We start from the raw sequence: 26,935 nt of genomic DNA on the forward strand, positions 1-26,935 counted from the left end.
CATCATGAGCGGCCAATCCCAGTACGCGGCCGCTCGGTCGTGGAGCCGATCCGATGCCTGCCCCGACAACGCCCACCGCGGATACCGCGGTGTCTCTCCGTTTTTCCGATCTCGCCCTGTCGCCCGCCCTCCTGGCCGCGCTCGCCGACGTCGGCTACGAAACGCCCTCGCCCATCCAGGCCGCGACCATCCCGCCGCTGCTGGCCGGGCGCGACGTGCTGGGCCAGGCCCAGACCGGCACCGGCAAGACCGCGGCCTTCGCGCTGCCGGTGCTCTCGCGCCTGCGCGCCGAGGCCGGCCGGCCGCAGGCGCTGGTGCTCGCGCCGACCCGCGAGCTGGCGATCCAGGTCGCCGAGGCCTTCCAGCGCTACGCCACCCACATCCCCGGCTTCCACGTGCTGCCGATCTACGGCGGCCAGAGCTACACGCCGCAGCTGGCGGCGCTGCGCCGCGGCGTGCACGTCGTCGTCGGCACCCCGGGCCGCGTGATCGACCATCTCGAACGCGGCTCGCTGGACCTCTCCGGGCTGAGCACCCTGGTGCTCGACGAGGCCGACGAGATGCTGCGCATGGGCTTCATCGACGACGTCGAGACCGTGCTCAAGAAGACCCCGCCGGAGCGCCAGGTCGCCCTGTTCTCGGCGACCATGCCGCCGCAGATCCGGCGCATCGCCCAGACCTACCTGCGCGATCCGGAGCAGGTCACCATCCAGGCCAGGACCACCACCGCGGCCAACATCCGCCAGCGCTACTGGCTGGTCTCGGGCGTGCAGAAGCTCGATGCGGTGGCGCGCATCCTCGAGGCCGAACCCTTCGACGCGATGATCGTGTTCGCGCGCACCAAGACCGGCTGCGAGGAGCTCGCGCAGAAGCTGCTGGCCCGCGGCTTCGCGGCAGCAGCCATCCACGGCGACGTGCAGCAGGCGCAGCGCGAGAAGACGGTGGCCCAGCTCAAGGCGGGCGTGCTCGACATCCTGGTCGCCACGGACGTGGCGGCGCGCGGCCTGGACGTGGAGCGCATCAGCCACGTGCTGAACTACGACATCCCCTACGACACCGAGAGCTACGTGCACCGCATCGGGCGCACCGGGCGCGCCGGGCGCAGCGGCGAGGCGATCCTGTTCGTCACCCCGCGCGAGCGCGGCATGCTGCGCGCGATCGAGCGCGCCACCCGGCAGCCGATCACGCCGATGGAGCTGCCCACGATCGAGCTGGTCAACGACCAGCGCGTGGCGCGCTTCCTCGACCGCATCACCGGGGCGCTCGCCGAGGGCGGGCTGGAACTGTTCCGCGGGCTGATCGACCGCTACGAGCGCGAGCACAACGTGCCCGCCGCCGACATCGCGGCGGCGCTGGCCAAGCTGGCCCAGGGCCGCACGCCCCTGCTGCTGGACCCGGACGCCGTGCCCGAGCGCGGCGAGCGGACCTTCCGCGGCGGCGCCGGTCCCTACGGCCGCGAGGCCGGCTCGGGCGAACGCAGCCCGCGCGAACGGCCGGCGCCCGCCGCGCGTGCCGAACGACCGCAGCGCGCGGAACGCCCCGAGCGCGTGGAACGCCCCGAGCGGGCGGAACATCCGGAGCGCGTGGAGCGTCCCGAGCGCGCGCATCCGGAGTCGGCGACGGCGGCCGCGCCCGCGCGCGCGCCGCGGCACGACGCGCCGCGTCCGCCCAGCGAGTACGGCATGGAGCGCTTCCGCATCGAGGTCGGCCACGCGCACGGCGTGAAGCCGGCGAACATCGTCGGGGCCATCGCGAACGAAGCCGGGCTCGACGCCCGCCACATCGGGCGCATCGACATCCAGGACGACCACAGCATCGTCGATCTCCCCGAGGGCATGCCACGGGAGCTCATGGCGCACCTGAAGAAGGTCTGGGTCTCCGGCCAGCAGCTCCGCATCAGCCGGCTGTCGGAGCCGGCCTCCGGGGCGCGCGCGGCGCGCCCGCGCGGGCCGCAGCGCCCGCAGGCGAAGTCGCGCCGGTGAGGACGCCGCCGCCCTCGCGCCGGACGGGCTGCCGTTCCGTCCCGTCCCGCCCGCGTCGCCCGAGGCGGTAGGGGAGCCGTCCGTGCGCCGGTCGCGGATGTGGGGTCGGGCGCTGTGGGTGCTCCTCTGCACCGCGGTCTGCGCCGGGCCGACCGCCGCGCAGGTGCCCTACCTCCTCGTCGGCGAGCCGGCGCAGGCGCGCCAGATCCCCGCGCAGTGCGAGGAGACCTACCGCGACGGCCCGCGGCAGGAGGTGCTGATCCCCGCGCCGCCCAGCGGCTGGAGCGGCGCCCCGCAGGCGGTCAACGTGCTCAACGTGGCCCACTCGGCGGTGGTGATCGAGCACGGCGACCGCCGCGTCTGCGGCATCCTGCGCGACGCGCGCACGCTCGATTCGCGCTTCACCGCCGGCGTCGGGACCGTGCTGACCCCGCCCGAGGGCGACACCGCGCCGGTGCGGGTGAGCTTCGCGCCGCCGGTGCTGCGGGCGTGGCCACCCAACGTCCACATCGGCGTGCCGGCGCAGGTGCAGGGTGCCGACAGCATGCGCTTCGCCATCCGCGTCGCCTGCATCGCGATCATCGTGTCGCTGGCCTTCTCGGCGTTCCTGACCTTCGTCGGCTCGCGCGAACGCGCCTTCCTGGCCTACGCCGGCTTCGCGCTGGTGTTCGCGTTCTGGCTGGCGCTGCTGTGCGGGCTCACCGGCTATCCGCGGCCGTGGTTCGAGATGGCCGGGCTGGAACCGTGGCTGCTGGTCTCGCTGTCGCTGCCGATCGTCTACGGTGTGCTGCACGTGCTGGCCAAGCTGAGCGGCCTGGAACACCTGTGGCCGCGCGCCCGCGCGCTCACCGGCGCGACCGCCTGGGCTGTGCTGCTCGTGGCGACCGTGGCCGTGCTGCTGCTGCCGCATGCGGCCCTGCCCGCGGTGGCGCTCGGGGCGGAGGCCTTCCTCCTGCTCGCCTGCCTGGCCGCCGCGGCGGTGGCGGTGGTCTCGATCGCGCGCGGGCGCTACCGGGCGGTGAGCGCGCTCGCCTGCGCGCTGCCCTTCCTGCTGCTGGCGGTGGCGAGCGTGGCCGGCCCTCCGGCGGCGCTGCGCTACAAGGTCGAGGCCATGATGCTGGCCGGCACGCTTTGCCTGACGATCGCGGTGCTCAACCTGCAGTTGCGCCTCGGCAGCCTGCGCCGGCAGCGCGACGCCATGCAGGTGCTGGCCGACACCGATGCGCTGACCGGGCTGGCCAACCGCCGGGCGGCGCTGCGCGAGCTGCCGGGCATGCTCGACGCGGCCCGGGACGGCGGCGCGCCGCTGGCGATCGCCTTCCTCGACGTCGACCACTTCAAGCACATCAACGACGGCTACGGCCACGAGATCGGCGACCGCGTGCTGGTGGAGGTGGCCCACCGCCTGCGCGACGGCATCCGCGCCAGCGACCGCATCGCGCGCATGGGCGGCGAGGAGTTCCTCGTGGTGATGCCGGGCGCGCCGCCCGCGGCCGCGCGGCAGCGGCTGGAAGCGCTGCGCGGGCGCATGGCGGCGGTGGGCCCCGCCCTGGGCTGCCCGGATCTCGAAGTCACCATCAGCGCGGGACTGGCGCACCTCGGCGACAGCGACGGCTCGGTCGCGCAGCTGCTGCGCATGGCCGACGACGCGATGTACGGCGCCAAGCGCGCCGGGCGCAACCGCGTGGTGGAGGCGGTGCCGATGCCCGATGGCGCCACCGCGCTGCGCGGGGCGGCCGGCGAGGGGGCCGCGCCCCCGCTGGGTCCGTGACGCGCGGCGGCGCGGTCAGCGGCCGGTGCGGCGCCGGCGCGGCGCCTTCTCCTTCGCCGGTGCCGGCGAGACCGCGGCGTCCCCGTCGGCGCTCGCACGAATGAAGGCGCGCACGCGCGGGTAGACCTGCTCGCGCCAGCGGCGGCCGCTGAAGATGCCGTAGTGGCCGGCGCCCTCGGCCTCGAAGTGCGCCCTGCGCGTCTCCGGGATGCCGCTGCACAGGTCGTGCGCGGCGCGGGTCTGGCCGAGGCCGGAGATGTCGTCGAGTTCGCCCTCGATGGTCAGCAGCGCGCTGTCGCGGATGTCCTGCGGGCGCACCGGCGCATCGTCCACGACCCACTCGCCGCGCGGCAGCAGGTGCTTCTGGAAGACGATCTCGATGGTGTCGAGGTAGTACTCGGCGGTCATGTCGAGCACCGCGTTGTACTCGTCGTAGAAGCGGCGGTGCGACTCGGCGTCGTCGAGGTCGCCGCGCACGAGGTCCAGGTAGAAGTCCCAGTGCGACTCGAAGTGGCGGTCGGGGTTCATCGCGATGAACCCGGCGTGCTGCAGGAAACCGGGGTAGACGCTGCGGCCGCGTCCCGGGTAGTTCGGCGGCACCTCGTGGATGACGTTGTTCTCGAACCAGGACAGCGGCTTGGTCGTCGCCAGCGTGTTGACCTGGGTCGGGCTGCGGCGGGGATCGATGGGGCCGCCCATCATGGTCAGGCTGCGCGGGGTCGGCTCGCCGGCCGAGGCCATCAGCGAGACCGCCGCGAGCACGGGCACCGTGGGCTGGCAGACGCTGATCACGTGCACGTCGCGCGCGCCGAGGTGGCGGATGAACTCGCGCACGTAGGCCACGTAGTCGGCCAGGCCGAAGCCGCCCGACTCGACCGGCACCATGCGGGCGTCGATCCAGTCGGTGATGTAGACCTTGTGGTCGGCCAGCAGGGTGCGCACGGTGTCGCGCAGCAGGGTGGCGTGGTGGCCGGACAGCGGCGCCACCACCAGCACCACCGGATCCTGCTTCAGCGCCTCGATGCACTCCGGGGCGTCGCCGTAGCGCTTGAAGCGCAGCAGGCGGCAGAACGGCTTCTCCAGCACGGTCTGCTGGAGCACCGCCACGTCGTGGCCGTGCGCGCGCACCTGGTGGATGTCGAACTCCGGCTTCTCGTAGTCCTTGCCGATGCGGTAGAGCAGTTCGCAGCCGGCGGCGACGCGCGAGGCGCCGGGCAGCTGCGCCAGCCAGCTCGAACGCTCGGAGAACATGTTCGCGCAGGCCTCGGACCAGTAGGTCACGGGGCTCCAGAGCGCGCGCTGCAGTTCGTGAAGGGTATAGAGCATGCACGTGGCCGGCGGCGGAATCCGGCCATTTTACTGCACCGCAGCACCGCCTGCCGGAGCGGGGGCGGGCGCCGGCGCGGGACCGAAGCCGGTCCTGCCGCTGTGCGGGATGGCCTCGGCGGCGAGCCGCACGGCGGCGTCCTCCGCCATGCCGCAGGTGCGCAGGCGCCACGCCATCCAGCGCCGGAACAGCGTCGTGTGCATGTTGTGCAGGACGAGTTCCGTCGCGTAGGGCGTGCGCGGGTTGCGGTCGAGCAGGCGCACGATGTGGTAGCCGATCGGCCGGATGCCCATCGGATGCACGTAGATCTCGAAGCCGCGGTAGAAGGGATCGTCGAGGAGCGCGTCGATGCGCGCGACGACCGCCGCCGCCTCGGCGTCCAGGCCGGCGCGCAGCCGCGGGTCGCGTTCGTACAGCAGGCGCTCGAAGCCACGCCGGCCCGGCGGCGCGAGGTCCTGCGCCAGGCGCCAGACCTCGCGGTTGATGCGGTCGTAGTGCTCGAAGCCGCCGTGCCGGCGCAGCGCCGCGGCCGCCTCCGGGGCGACCGCGGTGACGACGAAGTTCTCGGCCTGGTTGTTGATGTCGTCGAGGCTGTCGCGGTCGAACACGTGCTCGACGAAGCCGGGCAGCCCCACCAGCGCCTGCGGGCCGAGCGCGGCGGCGCGGCGCGCCTTGGCGTCGCCCAGCACGTCGCCCGCGGCGCGGCCCAGCAGCACGCTGTCGCTGTCGTGCAGGCTGACGAAGGTGCCGATGCTGAGCTCGCCCGCGGTGAACTCGGTCTCGAAGGCGGGGCCGAACAGCTCGGCCAGGGTCGCCAACTGCGCGACCTGGCGGCCGACGCCGCACTCGCTGCGCACGCGGCCGCTGTAGAAGGTCTCGATGGCCGCGAGGTGCGAGCCGGACGGCTGGTAGCGTCGCCCGAAACTGCGGGTGCGCTCCCAGCCCTGGCTGCGGGCGCCGCCCGCGCCGAAGCCGATCCAGCCCAGTTGCAGGGCCGAGAAGCGGTAGCCGGGATTGGCCTGCAGGCGTTCCGCGGCGCGGCGCGTGGCGTCGCCCAGAAGGAAACCGTAGGCGCAGCGCGTCGCGGGATCCGCCAGCGCCGCGCGCAGCGTGCGTGCCCGCAGGGCAGGATCGCTCCCGGCCGGCAGCACGATGCGCAGGTCGCCGGCGGCCTGCGCTTCTGCGAGGTCGGCGCGCGCGCAGGGAAGGCCGCCGGCGATGGTCGCCAGCGGTTGCGGGCGTTCCTCGATGCGCCAGCCGAGTTCGCGCAGGAGCGACGCCTCGCAGTCGGCGGCATGCGCCGGCACGGCCGCGGCGAGGCCCAGGACCAGCGCCGCGACGGGGCGCCGCAACGCAGGCCGCGTCCCGCTGCCACGCGACCACCACCTCGCCTTCGCCGGCATGAACGCCGTCTGCATTTTCACTTCGACATCCCGCGCGGTTCACTCGTGCGGCACGGCGCGATCCGGAGACTGCGCGCACCGCTCGGGCCGTTCTGGCCCGGCCACCGATCCTCCAGGAGAGTACCGAAATGGCTACCAAGACGTTCACCCGAACTGCGCTCGCCACCGCGCTGGCCTTCGGCACCGCATTCGCCGGCAACGCGCTCGCGCAGACCACCGGCACGACCGGCACCACCAACACCACGGGCACCAGCGATGCCCGCACCACCGGGCAGCAGGTCGGCCAGACCAGCCAGACCGGGCAGGTCGGCCAGCAGTCCGGCCAGACCAACACCTACGGCGACCGCCAGCAGGGCACGCAGGGCACCACCGGCACCCAGGGCACGACCGGCGCGACCGGAACCCAGGGCACGGCGGGGACCACCGGCACGACCCGCACGCAGGGCACGACCGGGACGACCGGCACGCAGGGCGCGACCGGTACGCAGGGCACGGGCACCCGCGGCACGACCGGCACCACCGGCGCCCACGGCGACACCACGACCCGCGACGCCCACGGTTCCCCGACCAACCGCGACACCATGGGCGGCGACGGCGGCCGTGCGACGGAGTCGGAGACCAACCGCAACCGCAACACCCAGGGCCAGGGCGCCGGCCAGGATCACGACGACGACCGCAGCGCCATGCGCGGCGAGTCCGACCAGCCGGTCGCCGATACCTGGATCACCACCAAGGTGAAGTCGAGCCTGCTGGCCGACGGCGACGTCGCCGGCATGGACGTCAACGTGCAGACCGTCAACGGCGTGGTGCACCTGAGCGGTGCCGTCGAGGACCGCATGCAGATCGAGCGCGCCACCGAGATCGCGCGCGGCATCGAGGGCGTCACCAACGTCGACGCCTCCGGCCTGCGCGTGGACGTCGCCTCCGCCCGCGGCACCAGCAACGACATGGGCCGCGACCGCGCCCACGATGCCGACGACCGTCGCAACGCGGACCGCACCGCGATGGCCGGCGACGACCGCCGCGCCGGCGCGTCCGACCAGCCCGTCAACGACACCTGGATCACCACCAAGGTGAAGTCCAGCCTGCTGGCCGACGGCGACGTCTCGGGCCTCGACATCAGCGTCGAGACCGTCAACGGCGTGGTGCACCTGAGCGGCGACGTCGAGAGCCAGATGCAGGTCAGCCGTGCGCAGGAGATCGCCCGCGACATCGAGGGCGTGACCGCCGTCGAGGCCTCGGGCCTGCGCGTGGACACGGCCCAGGCGCGCAACTGACCGCGCGTCCGTCCCGCTCCGCTCGACACCGGCGCGGCGCACCCTTGCGGGTGCGCCGCGTTCTTTTCCGGCCTGCGGGCGCGGCGCGTGCAGGCTACTGGCGGTCGCCCGCCTCCCGCGCCGCGCGCGCCTCCTGTTCGGCCTGGGCGGCTTCGCGCGCGAGCCAGCGCCGCATGGCGTCGCGGAAGGCGCGCGCCCGGCGTTCGCGTTCGAGCTCCTCCGATGCCAGCGCCCGGTGCAGGGAGACCGCCACCGCAGCGAGCAGGAGCACGAAGGGCAGCGCCGCGATGGTGACCATCGCCTGCAGCGCGTCGAGGCCGCCGGCCGCGAGCAGCGCGGCTGCGACCAGGGCCTGGAGGACGCCCCAGACCACGCGGCGGCGGAGCCGCGGGTCCGGATCGCCCCCCGAGGACATGCTCGCCAGCACCAGGGTCGCCGAGTCGGCCGAGGTCACGAAGAAGCTCACCAGCAGCAGGATCGCCAGCACCGAGAGCAGGCTGCCGAGGGGTAGGGCGTCGAACAGGCTGAAGAGCACCTGCTCGCGGCCCACCGCAAGCGCGCCCCCGAGGTCGGCGTGGCCGCCCAGCTCCATGAAGAGGCCGGCGCCGCCGAACACCGAGAACCACATGAAGCCGACCAGGGTCGGCAGCAGCACCACGCCCACCACGAACTCCCGCACGGTGCGCCCGACAGAGATGCGTGCGATGAAGGCGCCGACGAAGGGCGCCCAGGCGATCCACCACGCCCAGAAGAACACCGTCCATTCGCCCACCCAGCCCGCGCCGGAGTACGGCGACATGCGCAGGCTCATGTCGGGGAGGGTGTTGATGTAGCCGCCCAGCGTGGTGGTGAAGGTGTCGAGGATGAAGCCGGTCGGGCCCAGTGCGAACACCGCCAGCGCCAGCACGGCCGCGATCACCAGGTTGGCGCTGGAGAGCCACTTGATGCCGCGGTGGAGGCCGCTGACCGAGGACAGCATGTAGAGCACGAAGGCGACCGCGATCACGATCAGCTGCAGCGTGAAGCCCGTCGGCAGGCCGAACACGCGGCCGAGGCCCGCGGAGATCTGCATGGCGCCGAAGCCGAGCGTGGTGGCCACGCCGACCGCGGTGGCGACCACGGCGATGGTGTTCACCGCGCCGCCGAACACCCCGTTCGCATGGCGGCCGACCAGCGGTTCGAGCAGTTCGCTGATCTGCCCGCGCGCACCGCGGTTGTAGCGGAACCAGGCGATGGCCAGCCCCATCAGCGCGTAGATCGCCCAGGGATGCAGGCCCCAGTGGAAGAAGCTGTAGCGCATCGCCGCGCGCGCGGCCGGGAAGCCGCCCGCCTCCAGCCCCTCCGGCGGATCCAGCAGGTGGTCGATCGGCTCGGCCGCGCCCCAGAACACCAGGCCGATGCCCATGCCGGCGGCGAACAGCATCGCCAGCCACGTCGTGCTGGAGAACTCGGGCTCCGCGTCCTCGCCGCCGATGCGCAGCGAGCCGAAGCGCCCGAACGCGAGGTACAGCAGGAACACCACGATCAGCGCGACGATCATCAGGAACAGCCACCCGGCGTGGCTGAGGACGCCGGCCAGCATCCCCTGCGCGATGGCGTCGAGGGTGGACGGCAGCAGGATGCCCAGGGCGACCAGGGCGCCCAGCAGGAGGATGGAGATGCGGAAGACCATGGCGGGTGGCGGCAAGCGGTGGAGCGGGAATCGTCGTGGCCGGCGCGTGAAACCCGCGCCTCCACGGGTCAGGGGCGCAGCGGCGGGGCCGCGGCGGCCTCGGTGAGGTCGGCGAGCTGGTCGAGGAAGTCCTCCCAGTGGCGCTGCTGCTCGAAGTCCGCGAAGGCGGCGGGGAAGGCCGGGTCGCGCCAGCGCCGGGCGATCCAGGCGTTGTGGTGCAGCAGGCGCACCGCGCGCGCTGCGCCGACCAGGTGCAGCTCGGCGCGGTCGAAGCGCCGGAAGGTCTCGTAGCCCTCCAGCAGGACCTGCAACTGGCGGGTCTGCTCGGCGCGGCTGCCCGACAGCAGCATCCAGAGGTCGTGCACCGCGGCGCCGCTGGCGGCGTCGTCGAGATCGACGAAGTGCGCGGTGCCGTCGCGCCACAGCAGGTTGGCGGGATGACAGTCGCCGTGCAGGCGCAGGATCGCGGTCTCGCCCGCATCCGCCTGCGCCGTCTCGATGACGGCGAGCAGGTCGTCGCAGACGTCGAGCATGCGCGGGACCAGGTGCGGCGGGAGCCAGCCGTCGTCCAGCAGGGTGTCGGCGGCGGCCTCGGCCCGCGCCGCGAGGTCGAAGCGCTCGCGGTGGCGGAAGACGCCGGCCTCGCCGACGAGATGGAGGCGTCCCAGGCTGCGCCCGAGCGTCGCCAGGGTGTGCTCGCCGGACAGCTCCGGCGCGTGGCCGCCCTGCATCGGGAACAGCGCGAAGCGGAAGCCGGCGTGCTCGTGCAGCGTCCGCCCGCCGATCGCCAGCGGCGCGACCACCGAGAGATCCGCCGCGCGCAGCTCCGCCGCGAAGGCGTGCTCCTCGAGGATGGCCTCAAGCTTCCAGCGCTGCGGCCGATAGAACTTGGCGACGACCGGTGCCGCGTCCTCCAGACCGACCCGGTAGACCCGGTTCTCGTAGCTGTTGAGGGCGAGGATGCGGCCGTCGCATTCGAGCCCCAGCGCCTCCACCGCGTCGACGAGCGTCTGCGGATCGAGCCCGTCGAAGGGGCGGGGCGGTGCGTTCGGGGTGCGTTGCATGCGCGACAGACTAACGTGCCGCGCGGAGATGAACGGAGCCGCGCGCCTGCACGCCGGCCCCCGCGATGCAGGAACTAGAATCGACGTGAGGACCGGGAACCCATCGCGGGCATGGCAGTAGAGCGCATCATCGACTACATCGGCGTCAGCGACGAGGAGGTCGCCCACCTGCGGCTGATCCTCCGGAAGCTCGCCCGGCGCCTCCCGGAGCGCTGGACCCTGGGCCCCGAGGCGCGCGCCGACATGGTGCTGGTGGATCCCGGCAGCGTCGCCGGCGACGCCGCGCAGCAGCGCGCCTTCGAGCGCGGCGTGCCCTGCGTCGCGGTGCGGCGCGCGGACGGACCGGAGCCGTTCGGCCGGACGCTGCGCCTGCCGCTGCGCGAGGACGAGGTCCACGACCTGCTGGCGGGCTTCGAGCCCTCCGGCGGCACCGTCGCGCCGGTGCCGCTGATCTCCCACGGCATCGACTTCTTCGTCACCGACATCGGCGAGGACTTCCAGATCGATCCCGAGCTGCTCTCGGCCGTGCCGGACGCGCGCCTCGTCGAGCCGGTCCCCGCCGACGACGCGGTGCCCGATCCCGACGTGCTGTTCCGGCGCGATCCCTTCGAGCAGACGGTGCACGCCCTGGTGCCCGGCGCGCTCGACAGCGGGACCGAGGTCGAGTACGTCGCCGAGACCAGTGCCCGCGCCGCCGCGCGCGCGGAGGACCGCGACCCGCTGGGCGCGCCCGCGGGCGAGGCGCCCAACGTCTCGCCGCGGCTGCATCGCCGCGCGCAGGACGAGGGAAGCTGGCCGTTGCGCGACTACCTGCTGCTGCCGGTGGTGCGCGGCCCGTCGCGCATCCAGCTGGCCGGCCTCCCGCCGCTGGTGATCGACCCCAAGCGCGAGGCCTACGACGCTCCGGTGCCGCTGCCGGACCTCGAGCTCTACTGCATCCAGCCGCTGCGGCGGGCGGACTGGCATCCGCTGTCCAGCGCCGAGATCGAGGCGCTGCATGCCTCCGGCCGCCTGCGGCCGTGGCGGCGCCTGCTGTGGATGGACCGCCTCGTCGCCTCGGGCGGCAACCTCGATCCGCACTTCGATCGCGCCGGCACCTTCTGGATCACGCGCCCGCTCGACATCGAGGACGACTACCCGCACCACGCGCGCATCGTCGCGGCGATGGCGCAGCCGCGGCGCCTGCACGAGATCGCGCAGGTCGCGGAGGCGCCGATGGGCGACGTGTTCGACGTGGTCAACGCCTTCGACGCCATCGGCGACCTGGCCTGGGAGCCGAAGGTGCGCGAGGAATGGGAGGCGCGCATGGGCCGGGAGCGCGAGCGGCGCGAGGCGCTCGACCGCGAACTCGCCGCACGGCGGCGCGAGCTGGAGGCCGAGGCGGACGCGGACGACGCGCCGCCGCGGCGCGGGGCCGGCTGAGGCGCCCGCCTACCGCGCGGCCTCGCGCACCGGCAGCGGCACGTTGCACAGCTCGACCCGGCCGACGGGGTCGATGAACCAGTCCTCGTGGCGGTTGCGGCGGGCCTCGACCAGTCGCCGGAAGGTGGGCGTGTCCGTGCGCAGGATCTCGATGGCCTCGCGCTCGTCCTCGGGCAGGTCCGCGGCCAGCCGCACGCGCTCGATGCGCACGCGCTGCACCGCCTCGGTGTAGAAGCCCAGCGGCCCGGTGCCGCGCGGCAGGGCGGACAGGTGCTCGATGCCGCGGATCACCCGGCCGACCAGGGTGATGTTGCGGTCGAGGTGGCGCGGCGCGTGGCCGATGACGGCATAGAGCTCCGCGCCGGTGCTGCTGTCGGCGGCCATGCCGCGGCCGGCGCCGACCATCCCGTAGCAGTGCGCCAGCCACGCGCGCCCCCGCGCCGGGTCGCGCGCGACGGGAAAGCCCTCGGCCCAGCCGACCTCGGGCGCGTAGACGTCGCCCTCGGCCAGGGCGGCGAGGTGCAGGCCGTCGGCGTCGCGCTCGAACTCCGCCGGGAGCCGCGTCCGCGCGCCGCCCAGCCCGCGCGCGCCGGCCTCGCCTGCCGCCGCATCGCCCCACTGCGCCACGTAGTTGTCCTGTACGCGGTTGATCGACAGGCCGTCCCAGAAGCCCTCCCGCGCCAGCGTACGGACGTTCTCCACGTGCGCGGGGGCGAAGCCCGGGGCCAGCTCGATCACCACGCGGCCGCCGGCGAGATCGAGGTAGAGCGTGTCGGCCGGATCCGGGCGCCGCCAGTCGTCCGCCGTCGAAGTCTCCAGGACCGACGCGGTGGTCGGCGGCGCCTCCCCGGCGCGTGCCGAGGGCAGGGCGAGCAGGGCGGCGAGCACGGCGAGCGTGCCGGTACGGATGGACATGCGGTTTCTCCCCGGAACGTCCGCGGCCGCGGACGCGGGCGACTCTAGTCCCGCACAGCCGGACGCGCCATGGGAGCTTCAGGCGAGGAGTGAGAGATGAGAAGTGAGAAACGAGTGGGGTGCGACTGCTCGTCCGCATTTTTCTCCATGCCCCCCCTCAAGCAGCGCGCTGCGCGCGCCTCACCCCCATCCCAGCCTTCCCCCGCAGGCGGGGGAAGGTGCTTTTCGGCTGGAAGTGAGTCGGGGGAGGAGTGAGAAACGAGACAAGCGCGACCATCCGCACGCGTTCCTCACTCCTCTCCACTCACTCCTCAAGCCCACCAGCTCCCTCCCCCGCGGACAGCGGGGGAGGGTTGGGGAGGGGGCGCTTGGCGAGGAGCGGGAGATGAGGAGTGAGAATCGAGTGGGGTGGGACTGCTCGTCCGCATTTTTCTCCATGTACCCCCTCAAGCAGCGCGCTGCGCGCGCCTCACCCCCATCCCTGCCTTCCCCCGCAGGCGAGGGAAGGAGCTTTTGCGGCGAGAAGTGCGTGGGGAGGCGTGAGAAACGAGAGAGGCGCGACCATCCGCACGCGTTCCTCACTCCTCCCCACTCACTCCTCAAGCCCACCACCCCCCTCCCCCGCGGACAGCGGGGGAGGGCTGGGGAGGGGGCTTTGCGGCGAGGAGCGGGAGATGAGGAGTGAGAAACGAGAGAGGTGCGGCTGCCCGTCCTCGTCCCCGCTTCTCTCCACGCGCGCCTTGCCCGTCAGAACTCGTCCACGAACTCCACCCCGGCCTCCATGTCGAAGGCCACCGCCTCGGCGAGTTCGCGGATGCGGCGCACCGCCTCCTCGTTCGGCGCCTCGATCTCGATGGCGTGCAGGTCGGCGCCGCCGCCACCGGCGTCGGAGACCAGGCCCGCCGAACTGGAATCGTCGTCGTCGAGGTGCGGCATCAGGTCGTCGACCTCCTCGACATGCTCCACGCCCGGGATCGCGAGCAGCGTGCTCATGAGGGTCGCGGTGGCCTCTTCGCTGCCGGTGAAGCGGATTCGGACGGTGTGCATCGGGCGGAACTCCGGGGGACATCGGGAGCCGCAGCGTGGGCGAGCGCCGCTCCACGCGGCGTCAAGGCGCGCGGCATGACTTCCGGCCTGCGCACTAGTACGAAGTCAACACTATTGTGAGGTTCGAAGGAGCAGGACCATGCCCGACCTCGACGCCCACCGCCGCAAGTTCGAGAAGGAGCTCGCCGCCGGCACCACGTCCCTGGTGCTGCTGGCGGTGCTCGCCGCGGCGGAGGCGCCGATGTACGGCTACCAGATCGCCAAGTCGCTGGAGCGCAGCGGCGGGGTGCTGTCCGGCAAGCAGAGCGCGCTCTACCCGGTGCTGCGCAACCTCGCCGAGGCGGGGCTGCTCTCCAGCCACGTGGAGCCCTCGGCCAGCGGGCCGCCGCGTCGCTACTACGCCATCACCGAGGCCGGTCGCGCGGTCCTGCGCGACTGGGCCGCCACCTGGACCGCGACGCGCCGGTCCGTCGATTCCGTCCTCAAAGGAGTGCCATCGTGACCACCCCACTGCCGCGCACCATCGAGGAATACCTCGCGCAGCTGCGCGCGGCGCTGCGCGACGCCGATCCCGCGCTCGTGCAGGACGCGCTCTACGACGCCGAGGAATACCTGCGCTCGGCCTTCGCGGAGCAGCCGGGGCGCCCGCCGGCCGAGGTGATCGCCGAGATCGCATCGAGCTACGGCGCGCCGGAGGAGGTGGCCGAGATCTACCGCGACCAGGAAGTCACCGTGCAGCGCGCGCTGCGCCCGCCGCCGGCGCCGCGGCCGCGCGGCGCGCTGGCGCGCTTCTTCGGCGTCGCGGTCGAGCCGCGCACCTACGGCGCGCTGTTCTACCTCGCGCTGTCGCTGGCGACCGGCGTCTTCTACTTCACCTGGGTGGTGACGGGCCTCGCGCTCTCGGCGGGGCTGTCGATCCTGATCGTCGGCATCCCCTTCGTGATCCTGTTCTTCGCCACGACGCGCGTGCTGGCGCTGATGGAAGGCCGCATCGTCGAGGCCATGCTCGGCGAACGCATGCCGCGCCGGCCGCTGTACGCCGCGCGCGACCGCCCGCTGCTCGCGCGCATCGGCGCGATGTTCACCGACATCCGCACCTGGTCGACCCTGCTCTACCTGGTGCTGATGCTGCCGCTGGGCGTCGTCTACTTCACCGTCCTCACCGTGCTGCTGGCGGTCGGGCTGTCGATCGCCGTGGCCCCGCTGGCGGGGGCGCTCGGGCTGGACATGCAGGTCTGGGTCGGCGGGCTCGAACTCGTCGAACTGCCGCTGTGGACGTTCCCGCTCACCCTCGGCGTCGGCCTCCTGCTGCTGTTCGTCACCCTGCACGTCGCCCGCGGCATCGGCTGGCTGCACGCGCAGCTCGCCAAGCACCTGCTGGTCCGCCCGCAGGCGGATTGAGGGCGGAAGCCTGCACGAGGAGGTGCGTGTGCGGCGCTGGGCTTCTAGCCCACCTCCAGCGCCGCCGCATCGCCCAGGCGTGCGGGGGAGAGCCAGCAGTGCGGGCCGCAGAAGGCGAAGCCCGCGCGCCCGAAGGCGCGGCGGTAGACGGCGGCGGGGCGGGGGATGAAGCCCTCCATGTCGCCGTCGATGGCGTCGTCCGCGCCGTAGACCTCCAGGAAGGCCATGCCGCTGCACAGTTCGGCGAAGCCGGAGAGGCCGCGCCGCAGCTCGGCGTCCGGGACGTAGTGCATGACGTCGGCGCAGACCAGCAGGTCCACCGGCGGGCCGGGGCGCAGCCAGGCCATGTCGCCGAACCGGGCCGGCCGCAGGTTGCGGCTGCGGCCGTAGCGGGCGATGGCGTACTCGCTGGAATCCAGCCCCAGGTACGAGACCCGGGGGCGGAGCTTGAGCAGGGGCGCGCGCCACGCGCCTTCGCCGCAGCCGACGTCGAGCACGCTGCGGATGGGGCGGCCGAGGTGGTACTCGGCCACGGCCACGGCGGCGGCGACCTTGTGCGCGAGCGCCTGGCCGCCCCCGATGCCGCGGCCGCGGTACCAGCGGTCGAAGTAGGCGCGGTCGTACTGCTTGTCCATGGGCGCTCGCCGGAAAGGGGCGGCGATTGTCGCAGTTGCGGGCCCCGGGCGAAAAAAAAGCCGGGCGGCAGCCCGGCTCTGGAGAGAGACCTCATCGGTTCGCACCGTGGTGCGGGCTCCTCGGACGGCGCGGAGGGAGGGGGCGCGCGCAGCCGGAAACCTGGCGCTATCCTGCCGCGCCGTCCCTGAGCGTCCGCCAACATATGGAATCCAAACGATTTCCTCGCCCCGCGCTCACGCTGGGCAGGGGCGGGGGTGGGGCGGTGAGCGCGCTCCGGCTGGCGGCGCGCCAGGCCCGGCGGCTGCACCTGCACGCGCAGGGGCTCGCGGCGCCGCCGCGGCGCCGGGCGCGGCCGGAGGACGTGGTGGACGCGGTGCGGCGGATGCAACTGCTGCAGATCGACACCATCCAGGTGGTCGCGCGCAGTCCCTACCTGGTGCTGTTCTCGCGGCTCGGCGGCTACCCGCGCGAATGGCTCGACCAGGCCCTGGCCCGCGGTGCGCTGTTCGAGACCTGGGCGCACGAGGCCTGCTTCGCGCCGATCGAGACCCTGCACCTGCACGGCGCGCGCGACGAGCCCGCGCGGCACTGGGCGCGGCGGCGGGCGGAGCGGATGCTCGCCGAGCATCCGCAGGCCATGCACGCCCTGCTCGACCACGTCCGCCGCCACGGCGAAGCGCGCTCCAGCGACTTCGAGCGCAGCGGCGGCGCGGCCCAGGGCTGGTGGGACTGGAAGCTCGAGAAGCAGGCGCTGGAAGCCTGGTTCGCGCTGGGCGCGCTGATGGTCGCGCGGCGCGAGAACCTCCAGCGCGTCTATGCGCTGCGCGAGACGGTGCTGGCCCGGGCCGGGGCGCTGCCGGAGCCGCCGGTGCCCGATCCCGCGGCACGGCGGCGCGAGGTGGTGCTGCGCTCCGTGCAGGCGCTGGGCATCGCACGGGCGCGCTGGATCGCGGACTACTTCCGCATCGCGCCGCGCGTCGGCCCGGAGGAGCTGGCGCCGTTGGTCGAGGCGGGCCACCTGCTGCGGGTCGAGGTGGACGGCTGGCCGGACCCCGGCTACGTGCATGCCGCGCACGCCGGGGCGCTGGAGGCCGCCGCCGCCGGGCGGCTGAAGGCGCGGCACACGACGCTGCTCTCGCCCTTCGATCCGGTGGTCTGGGACAGGGAACGCGCGCGTGCGCTGTTCGGCTTCGACTACCGCATCGAGTGCTACGTGCCGGAACCCAGGCGGCGTTACGGGTACTTCGTCCTGCCGATCCTGCGCGGCGATGCGCTGGTGGGGCGGCTCGACGCCAAGGCGCACCGTAGCGAAGGCGTGTTCGAGGTGCGCGGGCTGTGGCTGGAGGAGGGCGTGCGCGCGTCCTCGGCGCTGCTGAAGGACATCGCCACGGCCGTGGCGCGCGCGGCGGCCTGGCACGGCACGCCGGAGGTCCGCGTGCTGCGGACCCGTCCGTCCGCCCTGCTGGCGCCGCTGCGGGCCGCCGTGGCGGCGGTCAGCGCATCCGCCGCGCCAGTGCGGCGCGCTCGCGCTCCAGCCGCATGACGTAGCGGTTGAGGCTGCGCTGCAGCCCGTTGCCGGGCTGCTGGAACTGGCAGCCGGCCAGGCGCACTTCGGCGCCGCGGAAGGTCGCGGGCGCCAGGCGGACGATGCGCAGGCCGAACCGCAGGTCCGGCTCGTCGGGCAGGTCCATGCGGCAGCGCGCCAGCTCCAGCCCCGGACGGAAGCGCGGATCCCCGGCCGGCACCCGCAGCCCCAGGCCGCCGGCGCTGAGGTCGACCACGGTCGCCACGAACTCGCCGCCGTCTTCCAGGCCGCCGAGCGTGCACTGGAGGGGCGCGGCGGGCGGAAGTTCGAGGCGGTAGAACTCCCGCCGCTGCAGTTCGACGACGAGCTCAGGCAGCGGCGCCACGAAGGCCTCGCGGCCCTCGTGCACGCCCAGCCGGCAGGGCCCGCAGTCGAAGCGGACCGGCACGCTGTCCAGGCGCGTGCGGCAGGACAGGCGCGCGCCGGCGCCGACGCGACGGTCGAGCGCGGCATCCGGGCTGGTGTCGAGCACCAGTCCCGCGTCGTCGGCCGCGAGCACGGCGGTGAGGAAGGAGCGGCCGTCGCCCGCGAGCTGGGCGTCGAGCAGGCAGCCGCGGTCGAGCATGGTGCGCAGGAGCGCGACGATCCGCGCCCGGTCGCTGATCGCATTGCCGGCCGAATCCGCTTCGCTCATTCGTGTGTCCGCTCCCCGGATCCCCTGCACGTGCCTATCGGCCGCCCCGGGGAATTCTTGAGCCCCCCGTGGAACACACTCGACCGCGGGCTCCATCGTGCGACCGGGCCGCACGGAGTAAGGTGCGCGCCATGTGTGGCCGGCGGGCGTGCCCGCGGCCGTCGTTCCGCCCGGATTCCCGATGCCCCGTTTCCTCTCCGCCTGGTTCCGCATTCCCTTCTGGCAGCGCGTGCTGGGCGCCTTCGTGCTCGGCGCCCTGGTCGGCTGGCTGGTCGGTCCCGCCGCCGAGACCTGGTTCCAGCCGCTCGGCACGCTCTACGTGAACCTCATCCGCATGATCGCCACGCCGCTGGTGTTCTTCGCGGTCATCAACGCGGTCGCCTCGCTGCATGGGCAGCGCTCCATCGCGGCGCTCGGCGGACGGACCTTCGGCTGGTTCGCGGCGACGGCGGTGCTGGCGGTGGGCGTCGGGCTGGCGGTCGCCTACGTCTTCAACCCGGGGCTCGGGGTGGAGCCGGGCTCGCTGGCGATGGCCGCGGACTACGCGCCGCGCGAGGTGCCGACGCCGGTCGAGGTGCTGCTCGCCGTGGTGCCCACCAATCCGTTCGCGGCGCTGGCCGAGGGGCGGATCCTGCAGGTGATCTTCTTCGCGGGCCTGCTCGGCTTCGCCCTGGTGAAGCTGGGCGAGCGCGCCGCCGGGCTGCGGAGCCTGGTCGGGCAGGCGAGCGACGTGATGATCCAGGTCACCCGCTTCGTGCTCGAGGTGACGCCGATCGGCACCTTCGGCCTGATCGCCGCCCTGGTCGGCGCCTACGGCTTCGAGCGCCTGCTGCCGCTGGGCAACTTCGTGATCGCCCTGTACGCGGCGTGCGCGCTGCACATCGTCGTGGTGTACGGCGGCCTGCTGCTCGCGCACGGGCTGAATCCGCTGAAGTTCTTCCGCGGCGCCGCGCCCGGCATGCAGGTGGCCTTCGTGAGCTCGTCGAGCTTCGCCTCCATGCCGGTGGCGCTGCGCGCGGTGACCCACAACCTGGGCGTCAACCGCGACTACGCCGCATTCGCCGTGCCGCTGGGCGCGAGCATCAAGATGGACGGCTGCGGGGCGATCTATCCGACGCTGGCGTCGATCTTCATCGCCCAGTACTTCGGCATCGAGCTCAGCTTCGCCCAGTACGCCGCCATCCTGCTGGCCTCGGTGCTCGGCAGCTTCGGCACCGCCGGCGTGCCGGGCACGGCGGTGGTGATGGCGACCGTGGTGCTCTCGGCGGCGGGGCTGCCGCTGGAGGGGCTGGGCCTGCTGCTCGCGATCGACCGCATCCTCGACATGATGCGCACCATGACCAACGTCACCGGGCAGATGCTGGTGCCGGTGCTGGTCGCGCGCGAACAGGGCCTGCTCGACCGTACGGTCTACGAGACGGCGTCGAGCGACGTGGGCATCGGCGCCGGGGACGAGGCCGGGCCGAAGGGCGATCCGGACGTGCCGGCGCGCCAGGGCTAGGCCATCGCGTCCGGGGCGGGCGTCAGATCCGGCTGTAGTGCCAGGACTGCATGCGCCCGTTGGCGTAGGGCATGACGCCGTGGAAGGCGCGCGGGTCGTCGTCGAACACCAGCGGCAGGAACTCGCGGTCGCCTTCCCACATCGGCAGCTCCATGATGCGGTCGAGCGGCTTCCACTCCAGGGTGCCTTCGGCGTTGCTGGTGTAGGGCGTGCCCTCGAAGGCGGTGATCACGAACACGAAGCCCAGCCAGTCCTCGCCGTTGCGCCCGAAGCCGGGCCAGCTGATGGTGCCGCGCAGGGTCATGGCGGTGCAGGCGATGCCGGCCTCCTCCATGATCTCGCGGCGCATGCCGGCCACCACGTCCTCGTCGCGCTCGAGCTTGCCGCCGAGGCCGTTGTACTTGCCCAGGTGCTCGTCCTCGGGCCGCGCGTTGCGGTGGATCATCAGCACCTGGCTGCGGTCCGGCGAGAGCACGTAGCCGAGGGTGCCGACGATGGGGGTGTAGGGCATGGCGTGACGGACGCGGTGTGCACGAAGGGGGCGGCATGATACGGCGAGGCAGGCGCCGTCGCGCCCTGGACCATCAACATCGAACGCCCGGCACGCCCGCCACCGGCTGCCGAAAGCGCCTTCATCGGCTGTTCCGGACATATGCCGGCCTCGCGCCTGCGGCGTCCGGACGCTAGCCTGACCCGCCTTTTCACCAAGCCAAAGCCAAGGAGCCGCCCATGCAGGTCCGCGCCGCCGTCGCCCACAAAGCGGGTGCCCCCCTCACCATCGAGACCGTCGACCTCGAAGGGCCGCGCGTCGGCGAGGTGCTGGTCGAGCTGAAGGCCACGGGCGTCTGCCACACCGATGCCTTCACCCTGTCCGGCGACGACCCGGAGGGCCTGTTCCCCGCGATCCTCGGCCACGAGGGCGCGGGCGTGGTGGTCGACGTCGGCCCCGGCGTCACCACGCTGAAGAAGGGCGACCACGTCATCCCGCTGTACACGCCCGAGTGCCGCCACTGCGAGTACTGCCTCAATCCCAAGACCAACCTCTGCCAGGCGATCCGCGAGACCCAGGGCCGCGGCCTGATGCCGGACGGCACCAGCCGCTTCTCCATCGGCGGGGAGAAGATCCACCACTACATGGGCACCTCGACCTTCGCCCAGTACACGGTCGCCCCGGAGATCGCGCTCGCCAAGATCCGCGAGGACGCACCGTTCGACAAGGTCTGCTACATCGGCTGCGGCGTGACCACCGGCATCGGCGCGGTGGTGTTCACTGCCAAGGTGGAGGTCGGCGCGAAGGTGGTGGTGTTCGGCCTCGGCGGCATCGGCCTCAACGTGATCCAGGGCGCGCGTCTGGCGGGCGCCTCGATGATCGTGGGCGTCGATCTCAACCCGGCGAAGAAGGCCATGGCCGAGCGCTTCGGCATGACCCACTTCGTCAACCCGGCCGAGGTCGAGGGCGACCTGGTGCCCTACCTGGTCTCGCTGACCAAGGGCGGCGCCGACTACACCTTCGAGTGCATCGGCAACACCAAGGTGATGCGCCAGGCGCTGGAATGCGCGCACAAGGGCTGGGGCACCTCCGTCATCATCGGCGTGGCGGGCGCGGGGCAGGAGATCTCGACCCGTCCGTTCCAGCTCGTCACCGGCCGCAACTGGCGCGGCTCCGCCTTCGGTGGCGCGCGCGGGCGCACCGACGTGCCGACCATCGTCGACTGGTACATGGACGGCAAGATCGAGATCGACCCGATGATCACCCACACCATGCCGCTGGAGGACATCAACCGCGCCTTCGACCTGATGCACTCCGGCGAGTCCATCCGCTCCGTGGTGCTGTACTGACGTCCCGGTCGCCATGAGGACGCTGCTGCTGTTCATGGCGACTGCGCTGGCCGAGATCGTCGGCTGCTACCTGCCGTACCTGTGGCTGCGCGAGGGGCGCAGCGCCTGGCTGCTGTTGCCGGCCGCCGGCGCGCTGGCGCTCTTCGTGTGGCTGCTGAGCCTGCACCCGACCGCGAGCGGCCGGGTGTACGCGGCCTACGGCGGCGTCTACGTCGCCGTCGCCCTGCTGTGGCTGTGGCAGGTGGACAGGGTGCGGCCGACGCACTGGGACCTGCTCGGCGCGGCGGTCGCGCTCGCCGGCATGGCCATCATCATGTTCGCGCCGCGCCCGACCTGAGCCGGCGCCGGCATCCACGACATCCGGGAGGCTTCACGATGAGCATCGAGACCGTGTCCGAGCAGCGCTGCTTCGGCGGCATCCAGGGCACCTACCGGCACACCTCCACCGCCACGCGCGGCGAGATGACCTTCGCGGTCTACCAGCCCCCGGCGGTCGCCGAGCGGGCGTGCCCGGTGCTGTACTACCTGGCGGGCCTGACCTGCACGCCGGAGACCTTCACCATCAAGGCCGGCGCGCAGCGCGTCGCGGCGGAGCTGGGCCTGGTCCTGGTGGCGCCGGACACCAGCCCGCGCAGCACCGGCATCGAGGGCATCACCGACGCCTACGACTTCGGCGAGGGCGCGGGCTTCTACCTCGACGCGACCCAGGCGCCCTACGCCGAGCGCTTCAACATGTACTCCTACATCGTCGACGAGCTGCCCGGCATCGTCGCCGCGAACTTCCCCGTGGACACCGCGCGCACCGGCATCTTCGGCCATTCCATGGGCGGGCACGGTGCGCTGACCATCGCGCTCAGGAACCCGCAGCGCTACCGCTCGGTCTCGGCCTTCGCGCCGATCGTGGCGCCGTCGCAGGTGCCGTGGGGCGAAAAGGCGCTGCCGAAGTACCTCGGCGAGGACCGTGCGGCCTGGGCCACCTACGACACCGTCTCGCTGATCCGCGAGGGCCGGCGCGTCGACGGCACCATCCTCGTCGACCAGGGCGAGGCCGACCAGTTCCTGGCCGAGCAACTGCGCCCCGAACTGCTGGAGGACGCCTGCGCCGAGGCCGGCCAACCGCTCGAACTCCGCCGCCATCCCGGCTACGACCACAGCTACTGGTTCATCCAGACCTTCGTGGAGGATCACCTGCGGCATCATGCCGGGGTGTTGGGGTAGGGGCCTGGAAAAGCGGGAATGGGGAGCCGGGAATCGGGACCTGGAGGGTGAGTCGCTCCTGGGCTCCGGGCTCCGGGCTCCGGGCTCCGGGCCCTGGGCCCTGGGCCCTGGGCCCTAAGCCGGACGTAGGGTCTCGGGAACTCGTTGGCCTCCAAGTCCCGATTCCCACTTCCCGATTCCCGCCTCACCCATAATGGGCGCCTCACTCCCCAAGAGCGCTCCAATGGCCTATCTCTGGACCAAGACCTTCCACCTCATCTTCGTGATCGCCTGGATGGCGGCGGTGTTCTACCTGCCGCGCATCCTGGTCAACATCGTCGAGGCGGGCGAGCAGCCGGCGGTGCGCGACCGGCTGGTGCTGATGGGGCGCAGGCTGTACCGGTTCGGCCACGTCATGTTCGGCCTCGCGTTCGTGCTGGGTCTCGCGCTGGCCTTCCACTTCGGCATCCTCGGCGGCTGGCTGCATGCCAAGATCGCGCTGGTCGTCCTGCTGCTGGTCCATTTCGTCGTCAGCGGCCGCTGGCTCAAGCGCGCCGCCGCCGGCACGGTGCCCATGTCCGCCAGGGGCCTGCGCTGGTTCAACGAGCTTCCGCTGCTGCTGCTGATCGGCATCGTGTTCCTGGTGGTGGCGAAGCCGTTCTGAAGGATGAGGGCGTAGAAGGGCTCGGGGCACAGGGCTCAGGGCTTAGGGCTTAGGGCTTAGGGCACAGGGCTTAGGGCTTAGGGCACAGGGCTTAGGGCTTAGGGCTTAGGGCTTAGGGCTTAGGGTTCGGGGCACTGGGTGGCTCGTTCTGTCGCACGCCCCGTGCCATGCCCCATGCCCCATGCCCGGTGCCCGGTGCCCGGTGCCCTACGCCCCAAGCCCCAAGCCCCCCCAAGCCCAACCAAGCCCCCCGCCCCTGTAGCGCCCCCATCACCGGTTATGGTCTAGCCTCGACCTCCGGGTCCGATCCCCATCCGAGTCCCGCTCTCCATGCCGCCCCGCATCCGTCGCGCCCATCCCGCCGCCGTTCCTCCCGTCAAGCGTCGCGAGCTGTGGGCGTGGGCGGGGTACGACTTCGCCAACTCGGGCTACACCACGGTGGTCATCACCGCGGTGTTCAACGCCTACTTCGTGCGCGTGGTCGCCGACGGGGCGGACTGGGCGACGTTCGCGTGGACGGCGGCGCTGTCGCTGAGCTACCTCGTCATCGCCCTCACCGCGCCGGCGCTCGGGGCCTGGGCCGACCTGCAGGCGCGCAAGAAATTCCTGCTGGCGATCACCACCACCCTGTGCGTGCTCGGCACCGCCCTGCTGGGCTTCGTCGGGCCGGGCGCGGTGGCGGTGGCGCTGGCCCTGATCGTCGTCACCAACGCCGCCTACAGCATGGGCGAGAACGTGATCGCGGCCTTCCTGCCGGAGCTGGCGCACGAGGACGCCATGGGCCGGCTGTCCGGCTACGGCTGGGCCTTCGGCTACATGGGCGGCCTGCTGGTGCTGGGCGTCTGCCTGTGGTGGATCATGGCCGGCGCGGCCGCCTTCGGGGTCGCGGAGGCCGATGCGGTCCCGCAGACCATGCTGATCACCGCGGCGGCGTTCGCGCTCGCGGCGCTGCCGACGCTGCTCCTCCTGCGCGAGCGCACCCCGCCGCAGCCGGTACCGGCCGGCGGCGTGTGGCGCGCCTCGTTCGCGCGCGTCCGCGACGCGCTGGCGGGAAGCCAGGGCTTCACCGACCTGCGCCGCTTCCTGGTGTGCATCGTCTGCTACCAGGCCGGCGTCATGACCGTCATCACCATCGCGGCGATCTTCACCGAGCAGGCGCTGGGCTTCACCACGGAGGAGAGCATCCTTCTCATCCTGGTGGTCAACGTGACCGCGGCCGTGGGCGCCCTGCTGTTCGGCCTGGTGCAGGACCGCCTCGGGCACCGGACGACGCTCGCGATCACCCTGCTGGCGTGGCTGGTCGCGATCGGGCTGTTCTGGGTCGGCGGCGAGCGCACCGTGGTGTGGATCGCCGCGAACATCGCCGGTCTCGCCCTGGGCGCGTCGCAGTCGGCGGGGCGGGCCCTGGTCGGCTACCTCTGCCCGCAGCGGCGCGAGGCGGAGATCTTCGGGCTGTGGGGCCTGGCGGTGAAGCTGTCGTCGGTGATCGGGCCGCTGGCCTTCGGTGTCGTGAGCTGGCTGTCCGGCGGCGACTTCCGCCTCGCGATGCTGGTGACCTCGCTGTTCTTCGTCGCCGGCCTGCTCATCCTCGCGACGGTGGACGTCCGCCGCGGCCATGCCGCGGCACGCGCCGCCGACATCGCGCCGCCCTGAGCCCGCACGGAGCATCCGCCATGGCCGCACGCCGTCGTCCGAGGGTTTCCGTCGTGTCCGCCGCGCCGCTCGCCGACCGCGTGGTGCTGGTGACCGGCAGCGCGCACGGCATCGGCGCCGCGATCGCCGCCGGCGTGCTCGCCGCGGGCGGACGCGTACTCGCCGCGGACGTGGACGCCGAGGCCGGTGCGGCCGCCGCCGCGCGGCTGGGCGCGCCCGACCGCATCGTGTTCCGGCGCTGCGACGTGGCAAGGGAGGCCCAGGCGAAGGCCGCGGTCGCGGCGGCCCTGCGCGCCTTCGGTCGCCTCGACGGCGTGGTCAACAACGCCAACATCGCCGGCCCCGTCACGGGGCCCGTCGCGCAGCTCGACCTCGCGGAGTGGAACCGCCGCATCGCGATCAACCTCACCGCGGCCATGCTGTTCGCCAAGCACGCCGCGGCGCCCCTGCGCGCCGCGCGGGGCGCCATCGTCAACATCGCCTCGACCCGCGCGCACCAGTCCGAGCCGGACACCGAGGCCTATGCCGCCTGCAAGGGCGGGCTGGTGGCCCTGTCGCATGCGCTGGCCGTGAGCCTCGGCCCGGCCGTGCGCGTCAACGCGATCAGTCCCGGATGGATCGAGACCGGCGACTACGCCGCCCTGCGGCGCATCGACCACGACCAGCATCCGGTCGGCCGCGTCGGCGTTCCCGACGACATCGCGGCGCTGTGCGTGTTCCTGCTGTCGGACGCCGCCGGCTTCATCACCGGCCAGGAGTTCGTCGCGGACGGCGGCATGACGCGGAAGATGATCTACCGGGAGTAGGGGGTTGGAGGAGCGAGTGGAGAGGAGTGAGAAACGAGGGCCGGTGCGTGCGCCTCCTCTCGTTTCTCGCTCCTCCCCACGCACCTCTCGCCGCAAAGGCTTCCTCCCCGGCCTGCGGGAAGGCTGGGATGGGGAAAGGCGCGCGCAGCGCTGCTTGAGGAGTGCATGGAGAAATGAGGGCGAGCAGTCGCGCCTCTCACTCTCGCTTCCTCATCCCTCGCTCCTCGCCGCAAAGCGCCCCTCCCCAACCCTCCCCCGCTGTCCGCGGGGGAGGGGGCGGTTGGGGCCTGAGGAGTGAGTGGAGAGGAGTGAGAAGCGAGGGCCAGTGCGTGCCTCCTCTCGTTTCTCACTCCTCTCCAGTCACTTCTCCGTCGCGAAAGCTCCTTCCCTCGCCTGCGGGGGAAGGCTGGGATGGGGGTGAGGCGCGCGCAACGCGCTGCTCGCGGTGGCGCCCGCTGGAGAACAACGGGCGACGGGAGGAAGCGCAGGCGCGGCGAGCGAGAGCGGCGCGTCCCTCTCGCTTGTCAGCCCTTCTCCCAGGCTCCTCGCAGCCGTCCGGCGTCAGCCGGAGGTGCGCCGGCCGCTCTTCGCCGTCGAACGGCGTGCGCCGGAGCCGGCGGACTTCGTCGCCGTCTTCCGCGCACTCTTCTTCGTCGTGCTCTTGCGCGCGCTGCTCCTGCTGGCGGAGGTGCCGCCGGAGGACGACTTCGCCGCCTTCTTCCCGGACGAGCGCCTGGCGGAGGACTTGCGCGACGCGGCCTTCTTCGACGCGGTCTTCCTCGCCGCCGGCTTCTTCGTCGTGGACGTCCTGGCGGCCGACTTCTTTGCCGCGGTCTTCTTCGTCGTCGACGTCTTCGCTGCCCTCTTCCGTGCGCTGGACTTCTTCGCGGTGGACTTCTTCGTCGCGGAACGGCCGGACGAGGACGTGCGCGCGCCCTTGCTGCCGCTGCCGCCGGCCTTGCCGCCGCCGTCCTGCTTGTTCACGGTGGCCCAGGCGCGGCGCTCGGCTTCGTCCTCCGGGACCCCGCGCTCCTCGTAGCCTTCCTCGATGTGCTCGGCCTTGCGCTTCTGCTTGCTGGGGGTTCACCCCCGTTTTCACGGACACTTACGAGAAGGCCGATCAAGGCCATGAGGAGTGT

General features: G+C 72.7%; 24 protein-coding genes. 15 read left to right on the plus strand and 9 right to left on the minus strand.

The genetic code is table 11. The annotated features are described in order from the left end of the window. Nucleotides 1–53 precede the first annotated feature (53 nt). Entirely contained in the window at nt 54–1,982 is a 1,929-nt protein-coding gene (locus ACFO3Q_RS08955) for a DEAD/DEAH box helicase (protein ID WP_377004323.1), read from the plus strand. Between the two features lie 82 nt (nt 1,983–2,064). Beyond that, the gene (locus ACFO3Q_RS08960; RefSeq protein ID WP_377004324.1) at nt 2,065–3,753 is read left to right on the plus strand and encodes a sensor domain-containing diguanylate cyclase; all 1,689 of its coding nucleotides are present in this window, start codon (nt 2,065–2,067) and stop codon (nt 3,751–3,753) included. Between the two features lie 15 nt (nt 3,754–3,768). Here ACFO3Q_RS08960 and ACFO3Q_RS08965 read toward each other — a convergent pair whose 3' ends face one another. Further along, nucleotides 3,769–5,079 carry a polyhydroxyalkanoate depolymerase gene (locus ACFO3Q_RS08965; protein ID WP_377004325.1) on the minus strand — a complete coding sequence of 437 codons (1,311 nt, stop codon included), beginning with the start codon at nt 5,077–5,079 and terminating at the stop codon, nt 3,769–3,771. 30 nt (nt 5,080–5,109) lie between these two features. Next, nucleotides 5,110–6,483 (minus strand): hypothetical protein, encoded by a 1,374-nt coding sequence (locus ACFO3Q_RS08970; protein ID WP_377004345.1) that lies wholly within the window; start codon nt 6,481–6,483, stop codon nt 5,110–5,112. A 128-nt stretch (nt 6,484–6,611) separates the two neighbouring features. Here ACFO3Q_RS08970 and ACFO3Q_RS08975 point away from each other — a divergent pair, with 128 nt between their 5' ends. Continuing rightward, on the plus strand, nt 6,612–7,760 hold the full coding sequence (locus ACFO3Q_RS08975; protein WP_377004326.1) for a BON domain-containing protein: 1,149 nt from the start codon (nt 6,612–6,614) through the stop codon (nt 7,758–7,760). Between the two features lie 94 nt (nt 7,761–7,854). Here ACFO3Q_RS08975 and ACFO3Q_RS08980 read toward each other — a convergent pair whose 3' ends face one another. Together ACFO3Q_RS08980 and ACFO3Q_RS08985 are read right to left on the minus strand one after the other, a co-directional pair. After that, nucleotides 7,855–9,432: a BCCT family transporter gene (locus tag ACFO3Q_RS08980; protein ID WP_377004346.1), complete on the minus strand. Its 1,578-nt coding sequence runs from the start codon at nt 9,430–9,432 to the stop codon at nt 7,855–7,857. A 68-nt stretch (nt 9,433–9,500) separates the two neighbouring features. After that, nucleotides 9,501–10,496 (minus strand): serine/threonine protein kinase, encoded by a 996-nt coding sequence (locus tag ACFO3Q_RS08985; RefSeq protein ID WP_377004327.1) that lies wholly within the window; start codon nt 10,494–10,496, stop codon nt 9,501–9,503. Nucleotides 10,497–10,607: 111 nt separating this feature from the next. Between ACFO3Q_RS08985 and ACFO3Q_RS08990 the strand changes: the two genes are divergently transcribed. Further along, the gene (locus ACFO3Q_RS08990; RefSeq protein ID WP_377004328.1) at nt 10,608–11,918 is read left to right on the plus strand and encodes a hypothetical protein; all 1,311 of its coding nucleotides are present in this window, start codon (nt 10,608–10,610) and stop codon (nt 11,916–11,918) included. Nucleotides 11,919–11,927: 9 nt separating this feature from the next. Here the strand turns inward: ACFO3Q_RS08990 and ACFO3Q_RS08995 are convergent, their stop codons facing one another. Both ACFO3Q_RS08995 and ACFO3Q_RS09000 read right to left on the minus strand, forming a co-directional pair. Next, nucleotides 11,928–12,833, minus strand: a complete 906-nt coding sequence (locus tag ACFO3Q_RS08995) for a peptidylprolyl isomerase (protein ID WP_377004329.1) — start codon at nt 12,831–12,833, stop codon at nt 11,928–11,930. 747 nt (nt 12,834–13,580) lie between these two features. Continuing rightward, nucleotides 13,581–13,880, minus strand: a complete 300-nt coding sequence (locus tag ACFO3Q_RS09000) for a hypothetical protein (protein ID WP_377004330.1) — start codon at nt 13,878–13,880, stop codon at nt 13,581–13,583. Between the two features lie 139 nt (nt 13,881–14,019). Between ACFO3Q_RS09000 and ACFO3Q_RS09005 the strand changes: the two genes are divergently transcribed. Beyond that, entirely contained in the window at nt 14,020–14,382 is a 363-nt protein-coding gene (locus ACFO3Q_RS09005) for a PadR family transcriptional regulator (protein WP_377004331.1), read from the plus strand. Next, on the plus strand, nt 14,379–15,281 hold the full coding sequence (locus ACFO3Q_RS09010; protein WP_377004332.1) for a sensor domain-containing protein: 903 nt from the start codon (nt 14,379–14,381) through the stop codon (nt 15,279–15,281). The genes ACFO3Q_RS09005 and ACFO3Q_RS09010 overlap by 4 nt, the downstream gene beginning before the upstream one ends. A gap of 44 nt (nt 15,282–15,325) precedes the next feature. On the opposite strand, the gene ACFO3Q_RS09015 is transcribed toward ACFO3Q_RS09010, so the two are convergent. Then, nucleotides 15,326–15,916: a class I SAM-dependent methyltransferase gene (locus ACFO3Q_RS09015; RefSeq protein ID WP_377004333.1), complete on the minus strand. Its 591-nt coding sequence runs from the start codon at nt 15,914–15,916 to the stop codon at nt 15,326–15,328. A gap of 263 nt (nt 15,917–16,179) precedes the next feature. Here ACFO3Q_RS09015 and ACFO3Q_RS09020 point away from each other — a divergent pair, with 263 nt between their 5' ends. Then, nucleotides 16,180–17,460, plus strand: a complete 1,281-nt coding sequence (locus ACFO3Q_RS09020; protein WP_377004334.1) for a winged helix-turn-helix domain-containing protein — start codon at nt 16,180–16,182, stop codon at nt 17,458–17,460. Here the strand turns inward: ACFO3Q_RS09020 and ACFO3Q_RS09025 are convergent. Then, a complete protein-coding gene (locus tag ACFO3Q_RS09025; RefSeq protein WP_377004335.1) occupies nt 17,411–18,136 on the minus strand; it encodes a flagellar brake protein in 726 nt (241 codons plus the stop codon). The two genes, ACFO3Q_RS09020 and ACFO3Q_RS09025, sit on opposite strands and share 50 nt — an antisense overlap. A gap of 181 nt (nt 18,137–18,317) precedes the next feature. On the opposite strand from ACFO3Q_RS09025, the gene ACFO3Q_RS09030 reads away from it, so the two are divergent. Beyond that, complete coding sequence (locus ACFO3Q_RS09030) at nt 18,318–19,637, plus strand: dicarboxylate/amino acid:cation symporter (RefSeq protein WP_377004336.1); 1,320 nt, start codon at nt 18,318–18,320, stop codon at nt 19,635–19,637. A 22-nt stretch (nt 19,638–19,659) separates the two neighbouring features. Here the strand turns inward: ACFO3Q_RS09030 and ACFO3Q_RS09035 are convergent, their stop codons facing one another. Next, complete coding sequence (locus tag ACFO3Q_RS09035) at nt 19,660–20,148, minus strand: NUDIX hydrolase (protein WP_377004337.1); 489 nt, start codon at nt 20,146–20,148, stop codon at nt 19,660–19,662. A gap of 218 nt (nt 20,149–20,366) precedes the next feature. Here ACFO3Q_RS09035 and ACFO3Q_RS09040 point away from each other — a divergent pair, with 218 nt between their 5' ends. From ACFO3Q_RS09040 to ACFO3Q_RS09070, 7 genes are all read left to right on the plus strand, one after another. After that, complete coding sequence (locus ACFO3Q_RS09040) at nt 20,367–21,476, plus strand: S-(hydroxymethyl)glutathione dehydrogenase/class III alcohol dehydrogenase (protein WP_377004338.1); 1,110 nt, start codon at nt 20,367–20,369, stop codon at nt 21,474–21,476. A 13-nt stretch (nt 21,477–21,489) separates the two neighbouring features. After that, nucleotides 21,490–21,813 carry a YnfA family protein gene (locus ACFO3Q_RS09045; RefSeq protein ID WP_377004339.1) on the plus strand — a complete coding sequence of 108 codons (324 nt, stop codon included), beginning with the start codon at nt 21,490–21,492 and terminating at the stop codon, nt 21,811–21,813. A gap of 38 nt (nt 21,814–21,851) precedes the next feature. Beyond that, a complete protein-coding gene (gene fghA, locus ACFO3Q_RS09050) occupies nt 21,852–22,694 on the plus strand; it encodes an S-formylglutathione hydrolase (protein ID WP_377004340.1) in 843 nt (280 codons plus the stop codon). Nucleotides 22,695–22,917: 223 nt separating this feature from the next. Then, nucleotides 22,918–23,337: a CopD family protein gene (locus ACFO3Q_RS09055; RefSeq protein WP_377004341.1), complete on the plus strand. Its 420-nt coding sequence runs from the start codon at nt 22,918–22,920 to the stop codon at nt 23,335–23,337. Between the two features lie 330 nt (nt 23,338–23,667). Further along, nucleotides 23,668–24,990 carry an MFS transporter gene (locus ACFO3Q_RS09060; protein WP_377004342.1) on the plus strand — a complete coding sequence of 441 codons (1,323 nt, stop codon included), beginning with the start codon at nt 23,668–23,670 and terminating at the stop codon, nt 24,988–24,990. A gap of 20 nt (nt 24,991–25,010) precedes the next feature. After that, nucleotides 25,011–25,796 (plus strand): SDR family oxidoreductase, encoded by a 786-nt coding sequence (locus ACFO3Q_RS09065; protein WP_377004343.1) that lies wholly within the window; start codon nt 25,011–25,013, stop codon nt 25,794–25,796. 571 nt (nt 25,797–26,367) lie between these two features. Continuing rightward, complete coding sequence (locus tag ACFO3Q_RS09070; RefSeq protein WP_377004344.1) at nt 26,368–26,835, plus strand: hypothetical protein; 468 nt, start codon at nt 26,368–26,370, stop codon at nt 26,833–26,835. The last annotated feature ends 100 nt before the right edge of the window (nt 26,836–26,935 follow it).

The sequence above is a fragment of the Coralloluteibacterium thermophilum genome, assembly GCF_042654365.1.
Classification (GTDB): domain Bacteria; phylum Pseudomonadota; class Gammaproteobacteria; order Xanthomonadales; family Xanthomonadaceae; genus Coralloluteibacterium; species Coralloluteibacterium thermophilum.

Excerpts from the sequence above, each read along its gene's own strand:
- ACFO3Q_RS09000 (WP_377004330.1), bottom strand. The coding sequence starts at position 13,880 with ATGCACACCGTCCGAATCCGCTTCACCGGCAGCGAAGAGGCCACCGCG.
- ACFO3Q_RS09030 (WP_377004336.1), top strand. The coding sequence starts at position 18,318 with ATGCCCCGTTTCCTCTCCGCCTGGTTCCGCATTCCCTTCTGGCAGCGC.
- ACFO3Q_RS09055 (WP_377004341.1), top strand. The coding sequence starts at position 22,918 with ATGGCCTATCTCTGGACCAAGACCTTCCACCTCATCTTCGTGATCGCC.
- ACFO3Q_RS08995 (WP_377004329.1), bottom strand. The coding sequence starts at position 12,833 with ATGTCCATCCGTACCGGCACGCTCGCCGTGCTCGCCGCCCTGCTCGCC.
- ACFO3Q_RS08970 (WP_377004345.1), bottom strand. The coding sequence starts at position 6,483 with ATGCCGGCGAAGGCGAGGTGGTGGTCGCGTGGCAGCGGGACGCGGCCT.
- ACFO3Q_RS09060 (WP_377004342.1), top strand. The coding sequence starts at position 23,668 with ATGCCGCCCCGCATCCGTCGCGCCCATCCCGCCGCCGTTCCTCCCGTC.
- ACFO3Q_RS09005 (WP_377004331.1), top strand. The coding sequence starts at position 14,020 with ATGCCCGACCTCGACGCCCACCGCCGCAAGTTCGAGAAGGAGCTCGCC.
- ACFO3Q_RS08990 (WP_377004328.1), top strand. The coding sequence starts at position 10,608 with ATGGCAGTAGAGCGCATCATCGACTACATCGGCGTCAGCGACGAGGAG.
- ACFO3Q_RS09040 (WP_377004338.1), top strand. The coding sequence starts at position 20,367 with ATGCAGGTCCGCGCCGCCGTCGCCCACAAAGCGGGTGCCCCCCTCACC.
- ACFO3Q_RS09065 (WP_377004343.1), top strand. The coding sequence starts at position 25,011 with ATGGCCGCACGCCGTCGTCCGAGGGTTTCCGTCGTGTCCGCCGCGCCG.
- ACFO3Q_RS09035 (WP_377004337.1), bottom strand. The coding sequence starts at position 20,148 with ATGCCCTACACCCCCATCGTCGGCACCCTCGGCTACGTGCTCTCGCCG.
- ACFO3Q_RS09025 (WP_377004335.1), bottom strand. The coding sequence starts at position 18,136 with ATGAGCGAAGCGGATTCGGCCGGCAATGCGATCAGCGACCGGGCGCGG.
- ACFO3Q_RS08980 (WP_377004346.1), bottom strand. The coding sequence starts at position 9,432 with ATGGTCTTCCGCATCTCCATCCTCCTGCTGGGCGCCCTGGTCGCCCTG.
- ACFO3Q_RS09015 (WP_377004333.1), bottom strand. The coding sequence starts at position 15,916 with ATGGACAAGCAGTACGACCGCGCCTACTTCGACCGCTGGTACCGCGGC.
- ACFO3Q_RS08965 (WP_377004325.1), bottom strand. The coding sequence starts at position 5,079 with ATGCTCTATACCCTTCACGAACTGCAGCGCGCGCTCTGGAGCCCCGTG.
- fghA (WP_377004340.1), top strand. The coding sequence starts at position 21,852 with ATGAGCATCGAGACCGTGTCCGAGCAGCGCTGCTTCGGCGGCATCCAG.
- ACFO3Q_RS09045 (WP_377004339.1), top strand. The coding sequence starts at position 21,490 with ATGAGGACGCTGCTGCTGTTCATGGCGACTGCGCTGGCCGAGATCGTC.
- ACFO3Q_RS08955 (WP_377004323.1), top strand. The coding sequence starts at position 54 with ATGCCTGCCCCGACAACGCCCACCGCGGATACCGCGGTGTCTCTCCGT.
- ACFO3Q_RS08975 (WP_377004326.1), top strand. The coding sequence starts at position 6,612 with ATGGCTACCAAGACGTTCACCCGAACTGCGCTCGCCACCGCGCTGGCC.
- ACFO3Q_RS08985 (WP_377004327.1), bottom strand. The coding sequence starts at position 10,496 with ATGCAACGCACCCCGAACGCACCGCCCCGCCCCTTCGACGGGCTCGAT.